This is a genomic window from Mesorhizobium sp. BR1-1-6, assembly GCF_020165355.1.
GTDB lineage: Bacteria > Pseudomonadota > Alphaproteobacteria > Rhizobiales > Rhizobiaceae > Mesorhizobium.
This window is the reverse complement of record NZ_JAIUHZ010000011.1, coordinates 54,039-76,060: the sequence shown is the minus strand read 5'-3', so window position 1 is coordinate 76,060 and position 22,022 is coordinate 54,039. Positions and strand designations below refer to the sequence as shown.

The 22,022-nt window shown below is 64.1% G+C and carries 18 protein-coding genes and 1 other RNA gene; 18 read left to right on the top strand and 1 reads right to left on the bottom strand.

Annotation, left to right across the window (positions count from 1 at the left end):
* Positions 1 to 41 precede the first annotated feature (41 nt).
* Together LB545_RS20620 and rnpB are read left to right on the top strand one after the other, a co-directional pair.
* On the top strand, positions 42 to 758 hold the full coding sequence (locus LB545_RS20620; protein ID WP_140580017.1) for a lytic transglycosylase domain-containing protein: 717 nt from the start codon (positions 42 to 44) through the stop codon (positions 756 to 758).
* Between the two features lie 65 nt (positions 759 to 823).
* An RNA gene (gene rnpB / locus LB545_RS20615) (RNase P RNA component class A) lies at positions 824 to 1,233 on the top strand.
* Between the two features lie 167 nt (positions 1,234 to 1,400).
* Here rnpB and LB545_RS20610 read toward each other — a convergent pair.
* A complete protein-coding gene (locus tag LB545_RS20610; RefSeq protein WP_224705745.1) occupies positions 1,401 to 2,516 on the bottom strand; it encodes a cystathionine gamma-lyase in 1,116 nt (371 codons plus the stop codon).
* A gap of 408 nt (positions 2,517 to 2,924) precedes the next feature.
* On the opposite strand from LB545_RS20610, the gene mraZ reads away from it, so the two are divergent.
* From mraZ to ftsZ, 16 genes are all read left to right on the top strand, one after another.
* Positions 2,925 to 3,383: a division/cell wall cluster transcriptional repressor MraZ gene (gene mraZ / locus LB545_RS20605; RefSeq protein ID WP_140495198.1), complete on the top strand. Its 459-nt coding sequence runs from the start codon at positions 2,925 to 2,927 to the stop codon at positions 3,381 to 3,383.
* Entirely contained in the window at positions 3,380 to 4,411 is a 1,032-nt protein-coding gene (gene rsmH / locus LB545_RS20600) for a 16S rRNA (cytosine(1402)-N(4))-methyltransferase RsmH (protein ID WP_140495200.1), read from the top strand. The genes mraZ and rsmH overlap by 4 nt, the downstream gene beginning before the upstream one ends.
* Before the next feature lie 4 nt (positions 4,412 to 4,415).
* Entirely contained in the window at positions 4,416 to 4,811 is a 396-nt protein-coding gene (locus tag LB545_RS20595) for a hypothetical protein (RefSeq protein WP_140495202.1), read from the top strand.
* On the top strand, positions 4,808 to 6,517 hold the full coding sequence (locus LB545_RS20590; protein ID WP_140495205.1) for a peptidoglycan D,D-transpeptidase FtsI family protein: 1,710 nt from the start codon (positions 4,808 to 4,810) through the stop codon (positions 6,515 to 6,517). Before LB545_RS20595 ends, LB545_RS20590 begins: the two co-directional genes overlap by 4 nt.
* A 54-nt stretch (positions 6,518 to 6,571) precedes the next feature.
* On the top strand, positions 6,572 to 8,026 hold the full coding sequence (locus LB545_RS20585; RefSeq protein ID WP_140495207.1) for a UDP-N-acetylmuramoyl-L-alanyl-D-glutamate--2,6-diaminopimelate ligase: 1,455 nt from the start codon (positions 6,572 to 6,574) through the stop codon (positions 8,024 to 8,026).
* The gene (locus LB545_RS20580; RefSeq protein WP_224705744.1) at positions 8,023 to 9,504 is read left to right on the top strand and encodes a UDP-N-acetylmuramoylalanyl-D-glutamyl-2,6-diaminopimelate--D-alanyl-D-alanine ligase; all 1,482 of its coding nucleotides are present in this window, start codon (positions 8,023 to 8,025) and stop codon (positions 9,502 to 9,504) included. Before LB545_RS20585 ends, LB545_RS20580 begins: the two co-directional genes overlap by 4 nt.
* A 24-nt stretch (positions 9,505 to 9,528) precedes the next feature.
* On the top strand, positions 9,529 to 10,611 hold the full coding sequence (gene mraY, locus LB545_RS20575) for a phospho-N-acetylmuramoyl-pentapeptide-transferase (protein WP_140495211.1): 1,083 nt from the start codon (positions 9,529 to 9,531) through the stop codon (positions 10,609 to 10,611).
* Positions 10,612 to 10,620: 9 nt separating this feature from the next.
* Positions 10,621 to 12,021, top strand: coding sequence for a UDP-N-acetylmuramoyl-L-alanine--D-glutamate ligase (gene murD / locus LB545_RS20570; protein WP_140495213.1), 1,401 nt, complete (start codon positions 10,621 to 10,623; stop codon positions 12,019 to 12,021).
* On the top strand, positions 12,021 to 13,172 hold the full coding sequence (gene ftsW, locus LB545_RS20565; RefSeq protein WP_140516599.1) for a putative lipid II flippase FtsW: 1,152 nt from the start codon (positions 12,021 to 12,023) through the stop codon (positions 13,170 to 13,172). The genes murD and ftsW overlap by 1 nt, the downstream gene beginning before the upstream one ends.
* 1 nt (position 13,173) lies before the next feature.
* Positions 13,174 to 14,301: an undecaprenyldiphospho-muramoylpentapeptide beta-N-acetylglucosaminyltransferase gene (gene murG / locus LB545_RS20560; RefSeq protein WP_140559522.1), complete on the top strand. Its 1,128-nt coding sequence runs from the start codon at positions 13,174 to 13,176 to the stop codon at positions 14,299 to 14,301.
* Complete coding sequence (gene murC / locus LB545_RS20555) at positions 14,298 to 15,698, top strand: UDP-N-acetylmuramate--L-alanine ligase (RefSeq protein WP_140495219.1); 1,401 nt, start codon at positions 14,298 to 14,300, stop codon at positions 15,696 to 15,698. The genes murG and murC overlap by 4 nt, the downstream gene beginning before the upstream one ends.
* Complete coding sequence (murB, locus tag LB545_RS20550; protein ID WP_140557539.1) at positions 15,695 to 16,660, top strand: UDP-N-acetylmuramate dehydrogenase; 966 nt, start codon at positions 15,695 to 15,697, stop codon at positions 16,658 to 16,660. The genes murC and murB overlap by 4 nt, the downstream gene beginning before the upstream one ends.
* 300 nt (positions 16,661 to 16,960) lie before the next feature.
* The gene (locus tag LB545_RS20545; protein ID WP_224705743.1) at positions 16,961 to 17,887 is read left to right on the top strand and encodes a D-alanine--D-alanine ligase; all 927 of its coding nucleotides are present in this window, start codon (positions 16,961 to 16,963) and stop codon (positions 17,885 to 17,887) included.
* On the top strand, positions 17,875 to 18,816 hold the full coding sequence (locus LB545_RS20540; protein ID WP_224705742.1) for a cell division protein FtsQ/DivIB: 942 nt from the start codon (positions 17,875 to 17,877) through the stop codon (positions 18,814 to 18,816). Before LB545_RS20545 ends, LB545_RS20540 begins: the two co-directional genes overlap by 13 nt.
* Positions 18,813 to 20,120, top strand: coding sequence for a cell division protein FtsA (ftsA, locus tag LB545_RS20535; RefSeq protein ID WP_140495227.1), 1,308 nt, complete (start codon positions 18,813 to 18,815; stop codon positions 20,118 to 20,120). The genes LB545_RS20540 and ftsA overlap by 4 nt, the downstream gene beginning before the upstream one ends.
* 66 nt (positions 20,121 to 20,186) lie before the next feature.
* Positions 20,187 to 21,869 (top strand): cell division protein FtsZ, encoded by a 1,683-nt coding sequence (ftsZ, locus tag LB545_RS20530; protein ID WP_224705741.1) that lies wholly within the window; start codon positions 20,187 to 20,189, stop codon positions 21,867 to 21,869.
* The last annotated feature ends 153 nt before the right edge of the window (positions 21,870 to 22,022 follow it).

Sequence of the window (22,022 nt, the reverse complement as noted above, 5' to 3'; positions counted from 1 at the left end):
CCGCGCGGAAATCTTCGCGCGTTCAGACAGAACAGGATCACATGCAGAAATTGACCGTTGTAACGGCAGCTCTTGCTGCCGGCGTAATGACTTTTGCCTTCGGGGCGGCGAGCGCCGCGCCGCTGAGCCCACGGGCCGATCAGGGGCTCGTCGCAGCGACCGCCAAGGGCAAGGCCATTTCGGCCAAAAGCAGCAAGGATGTGAGGGCGGCGAAGCGGTCTTCCGCGAAAGTGGAGAAGGCGAGCTGGACCAAGGCCAAGAAGCCGAGCACAAAACAGAAGACCAGGCGAGGCCGCAAGGCCGTTGATAAAACGACGACGGCATCGATCGGGATCAAGGAAGCAGTGGCCTCGACGGCAGCGGTGGCCAGTGGCGATCAGTATTCGGCCATCGTGGCGCGTTACGCCGCAAGCTATGGCGTGCCGGCGTCGCTCGCTCACGCCGTGATCAAGATCGAGAGCAACTATCGGCCGAACCTCGTCGGCGGCGCCGGCGAAATCGGCTTGATGCAGATCAAGCCGGCGACGGCGCGGATGATGGGCTATAGCGGCTCGGCCAATGGGCTCTTCAATCCGGACACCAACATCAAATACGGCATGAAGTATCTTGCCATGGCGCGGGATCTCGGCGGCGGCACGACGTGCGGCACGATCCTGAAATACAATGCCGGCCACGGCGCCACCCGAATGAACCCGGTCTCGGCCGCCTATTGCAGCAAGGTCAAGGTGCAACTGGCGGCTGTCGGGTCGCCGGCGTGACAAGAACCGGTCGTAACCGGCTTTTTTGGTTGCGTTTTGTGGCGTGAACCCCTTTATACGCCTGGCCAGCTGGCCGGGCGGCCGCACCAGCAAAAGCCGAAAGGCCGCGGGTGAGGAAAGTCCGGGCTCCATGGAGACACGGTGCCGGCTAATGGCCGGCGGGGGCGACCCCAGGGAAAGTGCCACAGAAAGCAAACCGCCACGACTTGGCTTTGCCGGGTCGGGGCAAGGGTGAAAGGGTGGAGTAAGAGCCCACCGCGCGACTGGCAACAGGAGCGGCACGGTAAACCCCACCGGGAGCAAGACCGAATAGGGGCGGTGCGAGGGGAAACCCTCGAGGGCTGTTTCCGGCTCACCGTCCGGGTAGGTTGCGTGAGGCGCATGGCAATATGCGCCCAAGATGAATGGCCGCCACGTTCTCGCGCCGCAAGGGGCGAGGGCCATACAGAACCCGGCTTATAGGCCAGCTGGCAGTTTTAAGCTACCCGAGAAAGTTCTTTGAGATCAGCAGGTTGCGCCCTCCGGCGCGCCTGTCGATTCAGGTCTTTTGATTGGTCGCCGGTGGACGCGATCGAAATTCTTCGCGTGCTGCACGGTCATCGCAATATCGAAGCCGAGGACCTTGGATCATAACCGATCCGGTCAGCCGCCGATCCTGTCCAGCGACGCCTCTATCGCCTTCCAGAGCTCTTCCACCGGCTCACAGCCTACAGAAAGGCGAACGAAGCCGGGCGATACCGCATCGCCGCGCTTCGAACGCCGCTCGGCGGAGGTGTGGACGCCGCCGAAGGATGTCGCGGCCTGCATCAATTCGCAGTTGTTGATGAAATCCTCGGCCTTCTGCTCCGAAGCGAGTTCGAAGGAAACAAGGAAGCCGAAGCGTTCCATCTGGGCACGGGCAAGATTGTGCGAAGGATCGCCTTCCAGGCCGGGATAGCGCAGGCCCGTGATCGCCGGGTGACCTTGCAGGCGCCGCGCGATCACTTCCGCCGAGGAGCACATGCGGTCGAAGCGCACATCGAGCGTTTCGAGGCCACGATGCACAAGCCACGCTTCGAACGGCCCTGGAATGCCGCCGGACGTTTCGCGCCAATCCGTCACCGCGGCGATGATGTCGGCGTTGCGGCTCGCGACATGGCCGAACAGCACGTCGGAGTGGCCGTTGGGCGCCTTAGTGTCCGCGGCGATGACAATATCCGCGCCATGGTCGAGCGGGCGCTGGCCGAAAGGCGTCATGGTCGTATTATCAACGACAAGCAGTGCGCCCGCTTTGTGTGCGGCCGCGGCCACCGCCGCGATATCGCATATGTCCAGCCCCGGATTAGCGGGCGTCTCTACGAAAGTGAGACGATAGCCTTCGAAACCGCCATCGAGGAAGGTCGAGGTTGGCCTCACATCGTAGGCGATGCCGAGTGGTTTCAAGAAGCGTTCGGCCAGTGCCCTTGTCGTGTGATAGCCATCCGAAGGCAGAAGAATGCGGTCGCCGGTCTTGAGGACAGCGAAAAATGCCGCCGAAATCGCCGCCATTCCGGAAGGAAAAGCGACGCAGGGCGCGTCTTCCAGATGCGCCAGCATATGTTCTACCGCATCCCAGGTCGGATTGCTGAAACGGCCATACTGGTTGAAACCGGTGGCGTCGCCAGGCGCGTGAAAGATGGCAGCCATGGTGAGTGGCAGGGGGATGGAATCGCCGACGGCAAGTGCGTTGCGACGGAGGTGGGCAAGAGCCGCGGCGCGCGACCGTGCTGTTTCAGACATCGACATTCCAACCCTCTTGGTGACCCTGGACGTGTGGTGAGACGCTATGCCCGGCAACAGCTCGCGACAAGGCGCGTCCGGTTGGGCCAAGCGGCTCTAAACGCTTCGTTAGGCTTAATGATCCATAAAGACGAGACGTGTTTTCAAAGCCGCTTCCATCGGTCGCGACGGCATGTTGTGAAGCCTGTTCCCGTTGACGCCCATAACACCCCATGATATCCCATATCGATACCAAAGCCTTCGTTCCGCGTCAGAGTGAAGCGTACGCCAATCGGGCAGCCGCGGCGGCTGCGCGTTTGCCGGTTTTCGCCCCTGTCACGGAGGCGGGTTCAGGGCAGGGAACGCGTAGCGGTGGCGCGTGCAACACGACGAAGAGGGGTGCGGCGGCGCAAGCGGCCGTGACGTGTGATGGACCGGTTTCTGTCGAACACGGTGAGCAGGATCGATGCGAAGGGGCGGGTGTCCGTTCCTGCGCATTTTCGCGCCGTCGTTCAGAAACGCGGCTATTCGGATCTCTACGCGCTGCGTTGCCTGGATCTGCCGGCCATGGATGTCGGCGGGCCCGACCTGCTCGACCGCTACGAGCAGCGCATCGCGCTCGAGGATCCGTTCCAGCAGACGGCGGACGACATGTCGTTCTTTTGCCATGGCGACGGAACATTCCTGAAGCTGGACCAGGATGGTCGCATCACGATCAGCGACTTCATCCGCGAACATGCCGGCCTTTCGGCGGAAGTAGCCTTTGTCGGGCGCGGCAATTTCTTTCAGATCTGGGAGCCGGGACGGCTTGCGGCCTACGGAGCGCAGGCGCGGGCCCGGCTTTTGCAGCTTCGGCAGGGGACGAAGCCTGGGGAGCGACCGGAATGACGGTGGGCCACGGCGATGATATCAACGCCGTTGGCGGACCGGCCCGCCACATTCCGGTCCTCCTTGCCGAAGTGTTGCAGGCGCTCTCGCCAGCGGAAGGGGACGTCATCGTCGACGGCACGTTCGGCGCCGGCGGCTACACCAAGGCCATCCTGGCGGCCGGCGCGTCCGTGGTTGCCATTGATCGCGATCCGGATGCCATAGCGGCTGGTCGCAATCTCGAAGCCCAATCAGGCGGCCGCCTGCGATTGGTGCAGGCGCCATTCTCGATGCTGGACCAGCATGTCGAAAGTGCCGACGGCGTCGTGCTCGACATCGGCGTTTCCTCGATGCAGCTCGACCAGGCGGAGCGCGGGTTTTCGTTCCGCGTCGATGGGCCTCTCGACATGCGCATGGCGCAGGCGGGCCTCAGCGCCGCAGATGTCGTCAACAACTTCAAGCCGGGCGATCTTGCCCGCATCTTCGGCTTCCTCGGGGAGGAGCGCCACGCCGGGCGCATCGCGCGCATGATCGAAGCGCGTCGCGAAAAGCGTCCGTTCGAGCGCACGCTGGAGCTTGCCGACGCCATCGAGACGCATATCGGCCGGGCGCCGAAGGACAAGATCCATCCCGCCACCCGCGTCTTTCAGGCGCTGCGCATCTTCGTCAATGACGAGCTCGGTGAGTTGGCCAAGGCGCTGTTCGCCGCCGAGCGGGCGCTGAAGCCGGGCGGACGACTTGCCGTGGTGACATTCCATTCGCTGGAGGACCGCATCGTCAAGCGCTTCATTGCCGATCGCTCCGACGCCGCGAGCGGCTCGCGCCACATGCCGGAGGCACGGGCACGCAGTGCCACCTTCAGCAAGTCCGGCGGCGGCGTGACGCCGGGTGAGGCCGAGACTGCGGCCAATCCGCGCGCCCGCTCGGCAAGGCTGCGCGCCGCCATCCGCACCGATGCGCCGGCGCGTGCCGGCGATTTTTCGATTTTCGGCCTTCCAAAACTTCCCGGCCCAAAACTTCCCGGCATCGAGCGGCCGGGGGAGAGGTAAGCACGTGTTTCGTTCCAGCGACATCGTCCTCATCGCCGTCATGGTCTCGGCGGCGGCCCTGACCTACAAAACCAAGCGCGAGGCCGAGGACCAATTGGCTGCAGTGCAGAAGATCCATGCTGAGATACGCTACGAGGAGGACACGATCGACCTGCTCAAGGCCGACTGGAGCCTGCTCACCCAGCCATCGCGGCTACAGAAGCTCGCCGAGCTCTACAAGTCGCAGCTTGAACTGGAGCCGGTCAGCGCGCACCAGATCGTCGGCCTCGGCGACCTGCCAGCCAAAACCCTCGACATCCAGGACATCCTGAACGGGCGCCAAGGCGGCATGGCAGACAATTCCGGCAACACACCCTCGGACGGCAAGGATCCCATCGTGACCGGAGGCATCGCCCAATGATCGGCAAACTGCTGAAACGTCGCCCCAGGGCCAGCGAAGACGGTTCAATCGTGGTCGATGGCGCCCGCAAGGCGACCGGAGGCAAGGGCAAGGCGCGCATCGTCATGACGATGGCGGTGTTCTTCGGTATCTTCTCGATCATTTCCGGGCGGCTTGTCTATCTCGGCTTCCAGACCCCCGACATGTCGGGCGGCCCGCAGAGCCGGGTGACGGCCTCGCGACCCGACATTGTCGACCGCAACGGCGAGGTGCTGGCGACGGACATCAAGACGGCATCGCTGTTTGCAGAGCCGCGCCGCATCGTCGACGCCGACGAGGCGATCGAAAAGCTGTCGACGGTGCTGCCGGAGATCGATTACGAGCAGACCTACCATAAGCTGAAGAGCGGCGCCGGCTTCGTCTGGCTGCAGCGGCAGCTGACGCCCAAGCAGCAGGCCGACATCATGCAGCTCGGCATTCCCGGTTTCGGCTTCCGCACCGAGAAGCGCCGTTTCTACCCCAGTGGTGAAACCTCGTCCTACATTGTCGGCCTGACCAATATCGACAATCAAGGCATCTCCGGCATGGAGAAATATATCGACGAGCAGGGCCTGAGCGATCTGCAGGCGTCGGGCCTGGCGGTGGCGAAGGATCTCAAGCCGGTGAAGCTCTCGATCGATCTGCGCGTCCAGCATGTGGTGCGCGACGAGATTGCCGCCGGCCTGGAGCGCTATCGCGCCATGGGCGCGGGCGCCGTCGTGCTCAACGTCAAGACCGGCGAAGTGGTGGCCATGGCCTCGGTGCCGGATTTTGATCCGAACAATCCCTACAATGCACAAGACAAGGACCGGCTGAACCGGATGTCGGCGGGGCTCTATGAGATGGGCTCGACCTTCAAGAGCTTCACATCGGCCATGGCGCTCGATTCCGGCAAGGCGACGATGGCGAGCCGCTTCGACGCTTCGCATCCAATCCGGGTCGGCCATCAGGCCATTCACGATTTCCACGGCAAGAACCGCGTGCTGTCGTTGCCGGAGGTGTTCCTCTATTCATCCAACATCGGGTCGGCCAGGGAGGCCGAACTGGTCGGCATCGAGGCGCACCGCGAATTCCTGCATCGTCTTGGCATCTTGGACAAGATGCAGACCGAACTGCCGGAAGTCGCCCGTCCGACTGAACCGAAGGTCTGGAAACAGGTCAACTCGTTCACCATCGCCTTCGGTCATGGCGTGTCGACGACACCGTTGCAGGCGGCTGTCGGCTGCGCGGCGCTGATCAATGGCGGATATCTGATGGAGCCGACATTCCTGGTCCGCAGCCAGCAGGACGCGATGGCGGCGGCCAAGAAAGTGGTAGCCGACAAAACGGTCGAGGGCATGCGCTATCTCTACATGCTCAACGCCGAGAAGGGCTCGGCCAGAAATGCCAGGGTCCCCGGCTACCGCGTTGGCGGCAAGACCGGAACAGCCGAGAAGGTCATCAATGGCCGCTACTCGAAGGAGTTGAATTTCAATACGTTCGTCGCCGCATTCCCGATGGACGATCCGCAATATCTCGTGTTTACGATTGCCGATGCTCCGCACCCGGAAAAGCCGGGCATGACGGACGTCGCGGCCGCGAATGCCGGGGTCATGGCCGGCAATATCATCAGGCGTTCCGCGGCCATGCTTGGCGTGAAGCCAGATTTCAGCCATGAAAATGGTGCAACGCTGGTTTCCTATCAATGATTCTTAGGGCGCGCCGGCAACTGCGCGCTATTTTGTTGCGGTGAACGGAACTCGATGAAGCTCAAAAATCTAACCGGTATCCTGCCAGTCGAAGGAACAGCTTCCGTCGATCTGGAGGTTACCGGCATCTCTTCGGATTCCCGCCAGGTTAAACCCGGCGTCGTCTTTTTCGCGCTCGCTGGAAGCAAGGCGGATGGCGCCGTCTATGCCGCGGAGGCCGCCGCACGAGGGGCTGCCGCGATCGTCGCGGGCAAGGACAGCGCCCTTGGGGGACTGCCGGTTCCCGTGTTGACCGTCGATGACCCGCGCCTGGCGCTGGCCCTGAGCGCGGCCCGTTATTTCGGCAAACAGCCGCAGACGATGGTGGCCGTCACCGGCACCAGCGGCAAGACCTCGGTCGCCGCTTTCGTCAGGCAGATCTGGGAGCAGGCCGGCTTTGCCGCGGCCTCGATCGGCACCACCGGCGTGGTGGCGCCGGGCCGCAACGATTATGGCTCGCTGACGACGCCAGATCCCGTCGCCTTGCATCAGCTGTTGCTTGAACTGGCGGACGCCGGCGTCACCCATGCCTCCATGGAGGCCTCCAGCCATGGTCTCGACCAGCGCCGTCTCGACGGCGTCAGGCTGGCCGCCGGCGGCTTCACCAATCTCGGCCGCGACCACATGGACTACCATCCGACGGTCGAGGACTATCACCGGGCCAAGCTGCGTCTGTTTGATGCGCTGCTGCCGAAGGGCGCGCCGGCCGTGATCTTCGCCGACGATCCGTGGTCGGCGCCAACCATCCAGGCGGCGAAGGCCGCAAGGCTCGACGTGCTGACGGTCGGCCGCCACGGCGATTTCCTGACGCTGAAGCGGGTCGAGCATGAGCGCCACCGCCAGCGTGCCGAGGTCGAGGCCGACGGGATGCTCTACGAGATCGACCTGCCGCTGGCCGGCGATTTCCAGATAGCCAACGCGCTGGTTTCGGCCGGGCTTGCCATCTCCACGGGAACGCCAGTCGCCAAGGCCTTGAAGGCGTTGGAAAAACTCAAGGGCGCACCCGGCCGGCTCGACCTTGTCGGGACGACTGCAAACGGCGCGCCGGTCTATGTCGATTATGCGCATAAGCCGGACGCGCTGGAAAACGTGCTTGCCTCGGTGCGCCCGTTCACCACCGGCCGGGTCATCGTCGTGTTCGGCTGCGGCGGCGACCGCGATCGCGGTAAGCGGCCGATCATGGGCGAGATCGCGACGCGGCTCGCCGACGTCGTCATCGTCACCGACGATAATCCGCGCTCGGAAGTGCCGGAGACGATCCGGGCCGCGATCCTTGTCGCCGCTCCCGGCGCGATTGAGATCGGTGACCGGCGCGCGGCGATCCACGAGGCCGTCGCCATGTTGCATGCCGGGGACACGCTGATCGTGGCCGGTAAGGGTCATGAGGAAGGCCAGACGATCGGCACCGAGACCCTGCATTTCTCCGACCACGAAGAAGTCCGTGCCGCGCTGCTGGAGCGTGCCGCATGAATTTGCTGTGGACATCCGAGACGCTGGTCGCCGCCATGGACGGACGACCGATCGGGCCGATGCCGGACGGCATATCGGGCATTTCGATCGACAGCCGCAGCCTTCAGCCGGGCGACGCCTTCTTCGCCATCAAGGGCGAGGCGATGGACGGCCATGATTTCGCGACCGCCGCCATCAAGGCCGGAGCCGGGGTGCTGGTCGTGGCCGAAGGCAAGCTGCCGTCGCTTGGCCGGCTGACGGCGCCGATGATCGTCGTCGAGGACGTGCTGGTGGCACTGGAAAAGCTCGGTGTCGCATCGCGGGACCGTTCCCGGGCCAAGATCATCGCGGTGACCGGTTCGGCGGGCAAGACGACCACCAAGGAAGCGCTGCGCCACGTGCTGTCGGCGGTCGGCAAGGTGCATGCCTCGGCGCAGTCGTTCAACAACCATTGGGGCGTGCCGCTCACCTTGGCGCGCATGCCGGCCGATTGCGACTATGCCGTGTTCGAGATCGGCATGAACCATCCCGACGAGATCAGGCCGCTGGTCAAGATGGTAAGGCCGCATGTCGCCATCGTCACCATGATCGCGGCGGCGCATCTCGGCTTCTTCCGCAATCTGGACGAGATCGCCAAGGCGAAGGCCGAGATTTTCGAAGGGCTGGAACCTGGCGGCGCGGCGATCCTCAACCGCGACGACGCGCGTTTCAAGCTTCTCGACAAGATGGCGCACGCCGCCGGCGTCGAGCATGTCTATGGGTTCGGCGAGCACGCGCGCTCAACCTTCAGACTGGTCAAATGCGAGGTCCATGCCGATCATTCCGACATTGCCGCCAGGATCGGCGGTCACGAGGTGACGGCTCGCATCGGCGCGCCCGGCCGCCACATGGTGCAGAACATTCTGGCGGTCCTCGGCGCGGCCCGTCTGGTCGGCGCCGATCTCGACAAGGTTGCCCTGGCGCTGGCCGATCTCTCGGCCGAGCGCGGCCGCGGCAAACGCTATGTGCTGCGTCATCCCGGTGGCTCGACTTCGAGCCATCCCGGCGGCCCGACTTCAAGCCACCCCGGTGGACCGATCACGCTGATCGACGAAAGCTACAACGCCAACCCCGCCTCGATGGCGGCCGCCATGGCGCTGCTCAACGCGACGCCGGTGACGGGCGAAGGCCGCCGCATCGCCGTGCTGGGCGATATGCTGGAGCTAGGCGAGTATTCGGCCAAGCTGCATGCTGCACTTGCCGGTCTCATCGTCGGCACCGGCACACAGACCGTCTTTCTCGGGGGGCCGGAGATGCGGGCGCTGGCGGAAGCGCTGCCGGGCGAGATCAGGACGGAATACCGCGCCGGCGCCGAAGAATTGAAGCCGGTGCTGCTTGCCGCGCTGAGGCCAGGCGACGTGGTGATGATCAAATCGTCGAAGGGCATCGGCTTTGCAAAGCTGGTCGATGCGTTGCTGGGCAAGTTCCCGGCTGAAACGACAATCGGCAAACAGACCTAGGGTCAAGTCGGGGACGAAAAGCGCATGTTCACACTGCTCGTCGATTTCGCGGACAAGATCTCGGTCTTCAATGTCTTCCGCTACATCACCTTCCGTACCGGCGGGGCGCTGATCACCTCGGCGCTGATTGTCTTCATCTTCGGGCCGACCATCATCAATTCGCTCAGGTTGCGCCAGGGCAAGGGCCAACCGATCCGCGCCGACGGGCCACAGACCCATTTCAAGAAGGCCGGCACGCCGACCATGGGCGGACTGATGATCCTGTCCGGCATCATCGGCTCATCGTTGCTATGGGCGAACCTGTCGAGCATCTATGTCTGGGTGGTGTTGCTGGTGACGCTGGGCTTCGGCTCGATCGGCTTCTACGACGACTATCTGAAGGTGACGAAACAGTCGCATCTCGGCTTTTCCGGCAAAGCACGGCTGGCGCTCGAATTCGTCATCGCCGGCATCGCCGCCTGGGCGATCATGCATAATGGCCAGGCGCCGTTCTCCTCGTCGCTGACATTCCCCTTCGCCAAGGAATTCCTGATTAATCTCGGCTGGTTCTTCGTCCCGTTCTCCTGCTTCGTCATCGTGGGGGCGGGCAATGCGGTGAACCTCACCGACGGCCTGGATGGCCTGGCGATCGTACCGATCATGATCGCGGCGGCGTCCTTCGGCGTCATTGCCTATCTCTCCGGCAATGCGGTGTTCGCCGAGTATCTGCAGATCCATTTCGTGCCCGGCACCGGCGAACTGGCTGTTGTGCTAGGCGCGGTCATCGGCGCCGGCCTCGGCTTTCTCTGGTTCAACGCGCCGCCGGCGGCGATCTTCATGGGCGACACCGGCTCGCTGGCCATGGGCGGGCTGATCGGCACCGTTGCGGTCGCCACCAAGCACGAGATCGTGCTGGTCATCGTCGGCGGGCTGTTCGTGGTCGAGATCCTGTCCGTCATCATCCAGGTCGGCTACTTCAAGATGACCGGCAAGCGTGTGTTCCTAATGGCGCCGATCCATCACCACTTCGAAAAGCTCGGCTGGACCGAAAGCCAGGTGGTGATCCGCTTCTGGATCATCGCCGTCATCCTGGCGCTGGTCGGCCTTTCCACCCTCAAGCTCAGATAGGCGCGCCCCGTGATTCCCGCCGCATCCTTCGCAGGCAAGCGTGTTTCGCTCTTCGGGCTCGGCGGCTCGGGGATCGCGACCGCGCACGCGCTGATCGAGGGCGGGGCTGAGGTTCTGGCCTGGGACGACAATCCCGACAGTGTCGCCAAGGCGGCAGCCGCCGGGATTGCAACCGGCGACCTGCACACAGCCGACTGGGCGACGTTCTCCGCTTTCGTGCTGTCGCCCGGCGTGCCGCTGACGCATCCCAAACCGCACTGGACGGTGGAACTGGCGCGCGGTTCGGGTGTCGAGATCATCGGCGACGTCGAGCTTTTCTGCCGCGAGCGGACGCTCGGCGCGCCAGCTGCCCCGTTCATCGCCATCACCGGCACCAACGGCAAGTCGACGACCACGGCGCTGACGGCGCATATATTGAAGGCTTCCGGCCGCGATACGCAGATGGGCGGCAATATCGGCCGCGCCGTGATGACACTCGATCCGCCGCAACCCGACCGGCACTATGTCGTCGAATGCTCGTCCTACCAGATCGACCTCGCACCATCGATCAATCCGACGGCCGGCATCCTGCTCAATTTGACGCCGGATCACCTCGACCGTCACGGCACCATGCAGCATTACGCTTCGATCAAGGAGCGGCTGGTTGCCGGCAGCGAGACCGCGATCGTCGGCATCGACGATTCCTGGTGTGCGCAGATTGCCGAACGGCTGGAGCGGGCGGGGCGGCACGTCATCCGCATTTCGAAGCGGCTGCCGCTGACCGACGGCTATTTCGCCGATGGCACCAATTTGATGGAAGCGGTGCATGGCCGCTACAGCCGGGTCGCCTTCCTCGAAGGCATCGGCTCGCTGCGCGGGCAGCACAATGCGCAAAACGCGCTTGCCGCGGTGGCCGCCTGCCTCAAGGTCGGGCTCGACCTCGGCGAGATCCAGTCCGGACTGGAAAGCTTTCCGGGCCTGGCGCATCGCATGGAGCAGGTCGGCCGCAAGGACCACGTGCTGTTCGTCAACGATTCCAAGGCGACCAACGCCGATGCGGCGGCACCCGCCCTGTCGAGCTTTTCACGCATCTACTGGATCGCCGGCGGCCTGCCCAAGGAAGGCGGCATCGAGCCGCTGCGCGGCTTCTTCCCGCGTATCGCCAAGGCCTATCTGATCGGCGAGGCAGCGCCGGCCTTTTCGGCGACGCTGGGCGAGGCGGTGCCGTATGAGATATCGGGCACGCTTGCAGCCGCGGTCGAGCATGCCGCGCATGATGCGGCCAAGGACGATGGCGGCGAGGCGGTGGTGCTGTTGTCGCCGGCCTGCGCCAGTTTCGACCAGTTCAAGAATTTCGAGGTCCGCGGCGAAGCCTTCAGGCAAGCTGCGAATGCTATCGAGGGCGTCAAACCCATCGGAGGGGCACGATAATGCAGAGCCGTCTCGACAAAAGCCCGGTTGCGACCTGGTGGTGGACCATCGATCGCTGGTTCCTGGCGGCGTTCCTGTCGCTGATGGGGCTGGGCATAGTTTTGTCCTTCGCCGCAAGTCCCGCGGTCGCCGAACGCATCGGCCTCGACAGTTTCCATTTCGCGACCAGGCAGATCATCTTCACCGTGCCGGCGCTCGGCGTGATGCTGGCGGTGTCCTTCCTCGATTCCAGAGAAATCCGGCGCATGGCGCTGATCATGCTGTGCCTGATGCTGGTGCTGATGGTGGCGGTGCTCTACATCGGCGTCGAGGTGAAAGGCGCGCGGCGCTGGGTGTCGCTTGCCGGCCTGTCGATCCAGCCCTCGGAGTTTTTGAAACCCGCCTTTGTCATCATGTGCGCCTGGCTGTTCGCCGAACACAAGCGCCAGCCCGACATTCCGGGCAATCTCTTCGCCATGTTGCTCTTGGTGCTGGTCGTATCGCTGCTGGTGGCGCAGCCGGACCTCGGCCAGACCATGCTGACGACCGGCACCTGGGGCATCATGTTCTTCATGGCGGGGCTGCCATGGCTGTGGATCGTCGTGCTCGGAGCGGCCGGCGTCGGCGGCGTCTTTGCCGCCTATACGGTATTTCCGCACGTCGCCCTGCGTATCGACAAGTTCCTCACTGGCGAAGGCGACACGTTCCAGGTCGATATGGGCCGCGACGCATTGATCAATGGCGGCTGGTTCGGCGTCGGGCCGGGCGAGGGCACCGTCAAGCGGGTCATCCCCGACAGCCATGCCGATTTCGTCTTTTCGGTCGCGGGCGAGGAATTCGGATTGATCATGTGTTTCTTCATCATGTCCATCTTCGCCTTCATCGTGCTGCGCGGCCTCAACACGGCGCTGAAGGAGCATGACGATTTCACCCGCTATGCGGTCGGCGGCCTCGTCACCGTGTTCGGCCTGCAGGCAGTCATCAACATGTGCGTCAACCTGCAGCTGGTGCCGGCCAAGGGCATGACGCTGCCGTTCATCTCCTATGGCGGCTCTTCGCAGATTGCCATCGCCATCTCGATGGGAATGGTGCTGGCGCTGACGCGCAAGCGACCGGAAAAGCGCAAGCAGGTGGGCTTTGCCTTGCCACAGCGCGCCATGCCGGCGGAGTGACATGGCCAGAGGCGTTATCCTTCTCTCGGCGGGCGGAACCGGCGGACATCTGTTTCCGGCCGAGGCACTGGCGCATGAGTTGAACGCGCGTGGCTGGACGGTGCATCTGGCGACCGACGACCGCGCTGAGCGCTTTGCCGGCCACTTCCCGGCCGCCGCCATCCACCCGATCCAGTCCGCGACGCTGGGCTCCAAAAATCCTGTTGCCCTGCTTGGCGCTTTCTGGAAAATCTGGCGCGGCGTGCGCCAGGCGTCCGCCATCATCGGCAGGATCAAGCCCGATACCGTGGTCGGCTTTGGCGGCTATCCGACCTTGCCGCCGCTCTACGCCGCGACGCGGCGCAAGGTGCCGACGCTGATCCACGAGCAGAACGCGGTGATGGGACGCGCCAACCGGGCGCTGGCCAGCCGCGTCGATGCGATTGCCGGTGGCTTCCTGCCCCAAGACGAAAGCGCCGTCGGCGCCAAGACGGTGACGACAGGCAATCCGGTTCGCCCACAGGTGCTCGAAGCCGCAAAGACCGCCTACGTCGCCTCGGCCGGAGATGATCCCTTCCGCCTGCTGGTGTTCGGCGGCAGCCAGGGCGCGCAGTTCTTCTCCGATGCGGTGCCGGCGGCCGTCGCCTTGCTCCCCGACGCCCTGCGCAAGCGGCTGGTGATCACGCAGCAGGCTCGGGCCGATGATGTCGGGCGGGTGAAGGCCGCCTATGCAGCGCTTGGCGTCGGTGTCGAGGTCTCGCCCTTCTTCAGCGATATGGCGGCGCGCATAGCGGCCGCACAGCTGGTGATGTCGCGCTCCGGCGCGTCGACCGTCTCGGAAATCGCCGTCATCGGGCGACCGGCGCTGCTGGTGCCCTATCCCTATGCGCTCGATCACGACCAGGCCGCGAACGCAGCCGCTCTTGCGGCCGCCGGCGGTGGCGAGGTGGAGCCGCAATCCTCACTTTCGCCCGAGCGCATCGCGGCGTTGATCGGCGCCCTGATGGCCGAGCCCGAACGGCTCACGGCAATGGCTGCCGCGGCGAAGTCGGTCGGCAAACCGGATGCCGCACGGTTGCTCGCCGATCTCACAGAGGCTATTGCGTCCCGCAAAACCGTTTCGGATTTTAAGAAGGGAACGCACGCATGAAGATGCCGCAGACCATAGGCCTCGTGCATTTCATCGGCATTGGCGGCATCGGCATGAGCGGCATCGCCGAAGTGCTGCACAATCTCGGCTACAAGGTGCAGGGGTCCGACCAGGCCGACAGCGCCAACGTGCAGCGGCTGCGCGACAAGGGGATCGAGTGCTTTGTCGGCCACAGGGAAGAAAACCTCGGCGATGCCGAAGTGGTGGTTGTCTCGACGGCTATCAAGAAATCCAACCCCGAACTGAAGGCGGCACGGGAGAAATTGCTGCCGATCGTGCGCCGCGCCGAAATGCTGGCCGAACTGATGCGCTTCCGCCAGGCAGTGGCGATCGGCGGCACGCACGGCAAGACGACGACGACCTCGATGGTAGCGACGCTGCTCGAAGCCGGCGGGCTCGACCCGACCGTCATCAATGGCGGCATCATCAACGCCTATGGCACCAATGCGCGCATGGGGGACGGCGAGTGGATGGTGGTCGAAGCCGACGAGAGCGACGGGACCTTCCTCAAGCTGCCGGCCGATATCGCCGTCGTCACCAATATCGATCCCGAACATCTCGATCACTACGGCAGTTTCGAGAAGGTGCGCGAAGCCTTCCGCCAGTTCGTCGAGAACGTGCCGTTCTACGGCTTCGGCGTCATGTGCACCGACCACCCGGAGGTGCAGGCGCTGGTCGGCCGAATCGAGGATCGCCGCGTCATCACCTATGGCGAGAACGCGCAGGCCGACGTGCGCTTCACCAACCATCGCATGGCCGGCGCGACCTCGGAATTCGACGTGGTGATCCGCGACCGCAAGGGACGCGGCCAGACGACGATATCGGATCTGCGCCTGCCGATGCCCGGCCGCCACAACGTTTCCAATGCGACGGCGGCGATCGCGGTGGCGCATGAGCTCGGCCTGTCGGCCGAGGCGATCAAGAAAGGCCTGTCGTCCTTCGCCGGCGTCAAGCGTCGCTTCACCCAAACCGGCTCCTGGAATGGCGTCGAAGTGTTCGACGATTACGGCCACCATCCGGTCGAGATCGCTGCGGTGCTGAAAGCCGCGCGCAGCGCCACCAAGGGCCGCGTCATCGCCATTGCCCAGCCGCACCGTTTTACCCGGCTGCATGATCTGTTCAATGAATTCTCCGCCTGCTTCAACGACGCCGACACGGTGATGGTGGCGCCGGTCTACGCCGCCGGCGAGGAGCCGATCGAAGGCGTGACCTCGGATGCGCTGGTGTCGCGCATCCGGGCCGGCGGCCATCGCGACGCGCGCTACATCGAGGGTCCGGAAGCAATAGCGCCTGTTGTCCGTGATCTGGCCAGGCCCGGCGACTTCGTCGTCTTCCTCGGCGCCGGCAACATCACGCAATGGGCCTATGCGCTGCCCAAGGAGCTGGCCGTCTCATGATGCAGGGCCAGGCGCTGATCGACAGACTTGGCGGCCGGCTTGCCGGCCTGCGCGGCCGCATCACGCCGAATGCCGAGATGGACAAGATCACCTGGTTCCGCGCCGGAGGACTGGCCGAGGCGCTCTTTCAGCCAGCGGACGAGGCGGATCTCGCTGCTTTCCTGAAAGCGGTTCCCGAAGAGATACCGCTGACCATAGTCGGCGTCGGCTCGAACTTGCTTGTGCGCGATGGGGGTATTCCGGGTTTCGTGATAAGGCTGTCGGCCAAGGGGTTCGGTGAAACCGAAATTGTTTCGCCGGCATCGATCAAGGCTGGCGCGGCCACGCCCGACAAGCGCATCGCCGCGGTGGCGCTGGAAGCCGGCATCGGCGGCTTCCATTTCTACCACGGCATACCGGGCGCCATCGGCGGGGCGCTGAGGATGAACGCCGGCGCCAATGGCGTCGAGACGCGCGAGCGCGTCGTCGAGGTGCGTGCGCTCGACCGCAAAGGCAACGTCCAGACGCTGAGCAATGCCGATATGGGCTATGCCTACCGGCACTCGTCGGCACCGTCCGGGCTGATCTTCACCTCGGCGATTTTCGAGGGCTTTGCCGAGGACAAGGCAGTGATCAAGGCGGCGATGGACGCGGTGCAGAACCATCGCGAGACGGTGCAGCCGATCCGCGAGAAGACCGGTGGCTCGACCTTCAAGAATCCTGAAGGCACCTCAGCCTGGAAAGAGATCGACAAGGCAGGGTGCCGCGGCCTGCTGATCGGCGGCGCGCAGATGTCGCCCATGCACTGCAATTTCATGATCAACACCGGGACAGCGACCGGCTACGAACTCGAATATCTCGGCGAAACAGTGCGCACGCGGGTGCTCGAACATTCCGGCATCCGACTTCACTGGGAGATCAAGCGCATCGGGGACTTCCGCCCCGGACACGCCGTGCAGGAGTTTCTTGGGCAGCTGCTCTAGCCATCGTTGAAGTTCATGTGATGCATGAACTTCAACGGGTCAGGAATGACCGCGCGACCGTTGCTCCAAAGACTCAACAGCACGGTTTTCGCCTCCATTTTCTCAGAAAGTGAATCTCTCGGAATCATAAGCACTTGCCAGTGAATCAACTCTCTGATTCTCTGCTCCAAAGCGTTTCCTGATTTGAGTCGTTCGACGCGTTTCCCGCGTTTTCCGTCTGGGGGCAACCTGCCGGGAGACTCGGACTCAATGTTGCGGAAATCTTGGTTTTTGATCCGCCGTGAGAGGGGATGACGGGGAATGAAAAACAAGCATGTGGCCGTCCTGCTGGGTGGTTTCTCGTCCGAGCGGCCCGTGTCCCTGTCTTCGGGGAAGGCCTGTGCCGATGTGCTTGAGACGGAAGGCTATCAAGTCACGCGCGTCGACGTTGGGCGCGACGTCGGCTCCGTGCTTGCCGATCTCAGGCCCGATGTCGCCTTCAATGCGCTGCATGGTCCTTTTGGCGAGGACGGCACCATTCAGGGCATTCTCGAATATCTCGGCATTCCCTACACCCATTCCGGCGTGCTCGCCTCGGCCCTTGCGATGAACAAGGAGCAGTCGAAGAAAGTCGTGAAATTGGCCGGCGTTCCCGTCGCCGAATCGAAGGTCGCCAATCGCTTCGCCATTCAGAACAACCATCCGATGAAGCCGCCTTATGTGGTGAAGCCGGTCAATGAGGGGTCAAGCTTCGGCGTCGTGATCGTGCATGAGGGGCAGTCGCATCCGCCGCAGGTCATCGGCTCGTCCGAGTGGAAATATGGCGATGCCGTCATGGTCGAGCGCTACATCCATGGGCGCGAGCTGACCTGTGCCGTCATGGGCGACGTGGCGCTTGGCGTCTGCGAAATCATCCCGACGGGCCATTCGTTCTATGATTACGATTCAAAATATGTCGCGGGCGGATCAAAACACGAATGCCCCGCAAAAGTTTCACCGAATATTTACCAAAAAATACGGACACTGGCGCTCAAGGCTCACCAAGCTGTCGGCTGTCGGGGCGTTTCCCGGTCGGACTTCCGTTATGACGATCGTCACTCCGAAAATGGCGAGGTTGTATGGCTCGAGGTCAATACTCAGCCGGGCATGACGCCGACGTCTCTGGTGCCTGAAATCGCCGCCCAGGCAGGGCATTCGTTCGGCGATCTGTTGAGTTGGATGGTGGAGGACGCTTCGTGTCTGCGTTGAAGTGGGGGCAGGGCAAGGGGAAGGGCGCGGCCGGGCCGGCGCTGTTCAGCCTGCCATTGTCGTTCGACCATTTCGTGCTGCCGCGCGTGCTTCGCCGCCCGGTGCGTATCCTGGCGCGTCTGGGCGAGGGCGAATTCCAGGCGCCGCGCTTCTCCGCCGCGATCGTGTCGGCAGTGCTCATTGCTTCGAGCGGCGCCTATGGCGCCTATCTCGGCGGTCATGCCGACGGCATCGTCCAGAGCATCACCGCCCGGACCGGCTTTGCCGTCGACCAGGTCAAGGTGGTCGGCAATCGCCAGACGTCCGAGATCGATATTCTCGACAGGCTCGAGCTCGATGGTTGGACGTCGCTGATCGGCTTCGATGCCGAGGCGGCGCGGGAACGCATCGCCACCTTGCCCTGGATCGAGGTCGCCGCGGTGCGCAAGGTCTATCCGCACACGTTGGAGGTGCGCGTCGAGGAGCGTCAGGCGTTCGCACTTTGGCAGCAGGGCAGCGATCTCTCCGTCATCGAAAAAGACGGTGCCGTTATCGCGCCGTTCTCGGGTGGCAAGCAGGTGCTGCTGCCATTGCTGATCGGAGCCGGCGCGCCGGCCAAGGCGCCGGAATTCCTGGCGAAGATCGAAAAATACCCGGATCTCGCGACCCGCATCAGGGGCTATGTCCGTGTCGGCGATCGGCGCTGGGACCTGAAGCTCGACAACGGCATCACTGTCAAGCTTCCCGAGGATGGCGAGGATCAGGCACTCGCCGAACTCGTCGGCATGGACCATGACAAGGGGCTGTTGTCGCGCGACATCGCTGCCGTCGACATGCGGCTGTCCGACCGGCTGGTCGTGCAACTGACGCCGGAGGCGGTGACCCAGCGCGAAGCCGCGCTCAACGAGAAACCAAAGGCGCTGAAGCGCAAGCCGGAGACGAAGATATGAGCTGGCTTGGCGGTTCAAGCGATGCCTCGTCGCGCCGCTCCGGCACCTTGACGGTACTGGATGTCGGTTCGAACAAGGTCTGCTGCATGGTGGCGAAGCTGAAGCCATGCGATGACGGCAAGCTGCTGCGCGGACGCTCGCACCGCATCCAGGTGATCGGCATCGGACACCAGAAGTCGCAGGGCGTCAAATCGGGCGTCGTCATTGATCTCGACCGTGCCGAACACGCCATTCGTCTCTCCGTCGACGCCGCCGAGCGCATGGCCGGGCTGACGGTCGATTCGCTGATCGTGAACATGACCGCCGGCCGGCTGAAGAGCGAAGCTTTCTCGGCAACCATCAATCTCGGCGGCCATGAGGCCGACGAGGCCGACATCAAGCGGGTGCTCGGTGCCGGCGCCAAGCAGGCGCTGAAGACCGAGCGCGAGGTGGTCCATTCGCTCCCCGTCGGCTTCTCGCTCGACGCTGAGCGCGGCGTGCGCGATCCGCGCGGCATGGTCGGCGACACGCTTGGCGTCGACATGCATGTGCTGACCGGCGACGCCGCTCCGATGCGCAACCTGGAGCTCTCCATCAACCGCTCGCATCTTTCGGTCGAGCGCATGGTGGCGACGCCCTATGCCAGCGGGCTGGCGGCATTGGTCGACGACGAGCTGGAACTGGGCGCCGCCTGCATCGATATGGGCGGCGGCACGACGACGATCTCGGTGTTTTCGGAAGGCAAGTTCGTCCATGGCGACGCCATCGCCATCGGCGGCAACCACGTCACGCTGGACATGGCCAAGGGACTGTCCACCTCGCTCGATGCCGCCGAACGGCTGAAGGTGATGCACGGTTCGGCGTTGCCCGGCAGCGCCGATGACCGCGACCTGGTCTCGATCCAGCCGATCGGCGACGAGGGCGAAGTGCCGCTCCAGATTCCGCGCTCCGTCATGACGCGTATCGTGCGCGCCCGCATCGACGAGACGCTCGAGCTTTTGCGCGACCGGCTGAACAAGTCCGGCTACGGCAATGCGGTGGGCAAGCGCGTGGTGCTGACCGGCGGCGCCAGCCAGCTTGCCGGCCTGCCGGAAGCGGCGCGCCGCATCCTGGGGCGCAATGTGCGCATCGGCCGCCCGCTCGGCGTGGCGGGCCTGCCCGAAGCGGCGAAGGGGCCGGCCTTCTCGGCGGCCGTCGGCTTGTTGATCTATCCGCAGATGGCGAGCTTCGAGAGCCATCCGGCGAAAGGAATTTCCGGTCTCAGGATGACCGGAACGGGCGGAAAACTGCATCGCATGAGTCAGTGGTTGAGAGACAGTTTCTAATTGACGGGGACAGCCCCATAAGTGGCCGCGGCGGCGAAGCGGCAGGAAAGGCAAAGGACGGAGACAATGACCATCAATCTGCAAAAGCCGGACATCACCGAGCTTAAGCCACGCATCACCGTGTTCGGCGTCGGCGGCGGCGGCGGCAACGCCGTCAACAACATGATCACCGCCGGTCTGCGCGGCGTCGAGTTCGTTGTCGCCAACACCGACGCGCAGGCGCTGACCATGTCGAAAGCCGACCGGCTGATCCAGCTCGGCGCGCATGTCACCGAGGGGCTGGGTGCCGGATCCCAGCCTGAAGTGGGCCGCGCGGCAGCGGAAGAATGCATCGACGAGATCATCGATCACCTGTCCAACACCCATATGTGCTTCGTCACCGCGGGCATGGGCGGCGGCACGGGCACGGGAGCGGCGCCGGTCGTGGCGCGCGCCGCCCGCGAGAAGGGCATCCTCACTGTCGGCGTCGTCACCAAGCCGTTCCATTTCGAAGGCCAGCGCCGCATGAAGACGGCGGATTTCGGCATCGAGGAGCTGCAGAAATGCGTCGACACGCTGATCGTCATCCCTAACCAGAACCTGTTCCGGCTGGCCAATGACAAGACCACCTTCGCCGACGCGTTCGCCATGGCTGACCAGGTTCTCTATTCGGGTGTAGCCTGCATCACCGACCTGATGGTCAAGGAGGGCCTGATCAATCTCGACTTCGCCGACGTTCGTTCGGTGATGCGCGAGATGGGCAAGGCGATGATGGGCACCGGTGAGGCCTCGGGCGAGGGCCGCGCGATGGCGGCCGCGGAAGCCGCGATCGCCAACCCGCTGCTCGACGAGACCTCGATGAAGGGCGCCAAGGGCCTGCTGATCTCGATCACCGGCGGCCGCGACCTGACGCTGTTCGAAGTCGACGAAGCGGCGACCCGCATCCGCGAGGAGGTCGATCAGGACGCCAACATCATCCTGGGCGCTACTTTCGACGAGGAGCTCGAAGGCGTCATCCGCGTCTCGGTTGTGGCCACCGGCATCGACAAGTCGGCGGCCGAAATCGCCGCCGCGCCGATCTCGATCCGCACCGCGCCGCAGAAGCCGGCCGCCCGCCCGGCCGTTGCCGCGGCGGAAAGCCGCCCCGCGCCGGTCCAGCAGGCTGCGTTCGAGCCGCGCGCCGCCGATCCGGTCGCGGAAGCGATCCAACTGGCCGAAGCAAACGCCGCGGCGATGGCACAAGCCCGTCCGGCGCCAATTGCCCATGCGGATGATTTCCGTCCGCAGAGCAAGATCTTCCAGGCTCCGCCGACGCAGCCGCAACCGATGGTGCAGCCCGTGGTCCAGCAGATGCAGCCGGCGCCTCAGCCGCGCGAGATCCTGCGCGAAGTCCAGCAGCCGGTCGCGATGGCTCCCCAGCGCATGCCGCGCGTCGAGGACTTTCCGCCTGTCGTGAAGGCCGAGGTCGACGCCAAGAGCCGCCCGGCCGACCATGAGAACAGCGGACCGATGGGGCTCTTGAAGCGTCTGACCAACGGCCTGACGCGCCGCGAGGAAGAGCCTGCACGCCTGCAGCCGGCGCAGCCGCGCGAGCCCAAGCTGCGTCAGGCCGCACCGGAAGTGCGCCGTCTGGCAAGCCAGGACGCGCAGCTCTACGTGCCTCGTCGCGGCCAGCTCGACGACCAAGGCCGCCTGACGCCGCAGGCCAGGGCGACTCAGGAGGACGACCAGCTGGAAATTCCGGCGTTCCTGCGTCGCCAGGCCAACTGAGCGGTTAACGGGCTGTAACAATTGTTAACAGGCAAGCAAGGAATTGCTTGCCTGTTAACGTTTAAAAGAATGCAATTCAAGCACTTAAGAGGCTATCCATACGTCGGTTGCGGTTACAAAGAGTAAGAAACCGTGATTTGGACTATCCCTGAC